Origin of the sequence: Vibrio sp. Isolate32 (genome assembly GCF_022397955.1) — a bacterium.
GTDB lineage: Bacteria > Pseudomonadota > Gammaproteobacteria > Enterobacterales > Vibrionaceae > Vibrio.
Genome location: NZ_JAKEUQ010000070.1, coordinates 1 through 2,033 on the forward strand (window position 1 = coordinate 1; position 2,033 = coordinate 2,033).

A 2,033-nucleotide genomic window follows, 5' to 3' on the forward strand; every position below is an offset into this window, starting at 1 on the left:
GTTCTATATAGCTTTTTAAGCGCTTCGTTATGCGAGCATAAGGCTCTAACCAAGATAGAGACTCTGTTTTTATGCCGCATTCATGACACTTAATTCTTCGTGTTTGAACCGAGAGCTCAACAGGAACACCGAGCAACATGGCCTCTTTTACATGACGCCATTGATACTCATGGATAGCCTCGGCCTCAAGACCACAAGGGCATTTYGCCTCAGAGTTAGGTTTAAGAGTCAGGGTAATAAGTGATGCTGTCTGGTGAGACTTTACTATTTTAAAKCCTTCCCAGAATGAAGATAGGAAAGTATGATTCGGCATGGAAAYGGTAGTTTGTGTATGATTTTTGTTTGGCGACTAAACCATATCACTTACTACCGTTTTTGTTTTGAGTTCCCGCTGATCCGTGATGAACCTTTTTTATAGAGGCAAAAATGCTAGTTAAACTAACCGAACAAGATCGATTAATACTTCAAACGTATAAGAGTACAGTGAACGGCATAGCTGTTATGTACGGAAGTAATACGGAGGTCATTTTACATAGCCTAGATATCGATAACCCTTCGATAATCATGATCGCTAATAATCACCTCACTGGCAGGGATGTAGGTGCTCCTATAACAGACTTAGCGCTGCAGAAGCTTAAAACTAATTGCGATGTATCAGAGCCGTACTTTAACCAAACAGAAGATGGTCGATTGTTTAGATCCGTAACCAGTGTCATTAAGAACTCGCAAGGCACTGCCATTGGTATTCTTTGCATCAATATGGACCTTAATGTTCCATTGAATAACTTCTTTATGGAAATGTTTCCCAAGTGTTCACCAGACTCACCAGAAAAGTTCTCTAAGTCTGCAAAGGGAATGCTGATAGAGGCTATCAATAAGATAAGTAAGCAAGTGAGAAGTGATGCCAGGATACCTGCAGGGAATCGAAACAAAAGAATAGTACAGCGACTTAATGAAGATGGGTTCTTTAATATTAAAGATGCAACTATGACTACTGCAGAAGAGCTAGGGATTACAAAGGGTACGGTTTATCGCTATATCCGCGAGTAAAAAGAAAGCCACCACAAGTTAATGCGGTGGCCGTTACTCTAGTCCAGTTATCAAGCCACTATGTTGGTGGCTACTTGATCCGCACTAGCAATTTTGGACACTGAGTTAAGTGAGTAAAATCACTAACGAGGTGAACTATGACAAACAAGAAGAAACGTATTATCCATTCTCCTGAATTTAAAKCCGAAACTCTTAAGCTAGCAGAGAAAGTGGGAGTCGCWGCGGCAGCAAGACAGCTCWCCTTACATGAATCTCAGATCTACGCTTGGCGYAAGACGGTAAAGAAAAACACTACAACCAGTCARCGAGAGCAATAGCTATCCGCGGAGGTTGCTAAGCTCAAAAGACAGTTAGCTGAGCAAGCAGAAGAGCTAGATATCGTAAAAAAGGCCGCCACCTACTTCGTATATGGAATCCACGGGTTTACAAGATAAAAATGTGCAATGGATAAGATGCGGTCGTATATTATTGAAGGAGCTACCTTTTAACCTTTGATGTGTGCGCACCTACCGTCCTTGTCGCGAAAGAAGCTTTTAATAGCATTGCGAAGTAGTCACGGTCTCAGTAGGCTAGTCTAACCATTGAACATCATTATTTGTAATCTGTTAAGTAAGCGCGTCATAAACCCCGTATTCTAATTGCCGATCACGAATAATAAGATCCAGTCTCCAACTATGAGGAGATTTGAAATGGCAAAACGACGCACCAATCAAGAATGGCAAACACTCATCGAGCAGTCTGAATCGAGTTCATTGTCAACGCTTGCATTTTGTAAGCTTAATGAACTCAATCCCTCGACGTTTTATGCTAAGCGCCAGCAACTCAAAAAAGCAGATATCTCTCAAGGCTTTGTACGGGCAGAGGTCGTCGAAAAGACAACGAAATATCAAGCTCAAATAGCCACCGCTAACATGACACTTCTCATCAATGATGTGGAGTTGAGCATTCCTCAAGGCACGCCCGCTGCCTACCTGGCAGAACTC

2 protein-coding genes and 2 pseudogenes are annotated in these 2,033 nt (G+C 42.1%); 3 read left to right on the plus strand and 1 reads right to left on the minus strand.

All coding sequences use genetic code 11. The features are described from left to right. Nucleotides 1-313 (minus strand): annotated as a pseudogene (locus L1D11_RS22370) (ISL3 family transposase); the annotation flags it as partial. A 113-nt stretch (nucleotides 314-426) separates the two neighbouring features. Here L1D11_RS22370 and L1D11_RS22375 point away from each other — a divergent pair. The 3 genes and pseudogenes from L1D11_RS22375 to L1D11_RS22385 all read left to right on the plus strand — a co-directional run. After that, nucleotides 427-1,050 carry a PAS domain-containing protein gene (locus L1D11_RS22375; protein ID WP_275666024.1) on the plus strand — a complete coding sequence of 208 codons (624 nt, stop codon included), beginning with the start codon at nucleotides 427-429 and terminating at the stop codon, nucleotides 1,048-1,050. Between the two features lie 137 nt (nucleotides 1,051-1,187). Next, nucleotides 1,188-1,456 (plus strand): annotated as a pseudogene (locus L1D11_RS22380) (transposase); the annotation flags it as partial. A 283-nt stretch (nucleotides 1,457-1,739) separates the two neighbouring features. Continuing rightward, on the plus strand, nucleotides 1,740-2,033 hold a 294-nt coding region (locus L1D11_RS22385; protein ID WP_239862815.1), incomplete at its 3' end, for an IS66 family insertion sequence element accessory protein TnpB.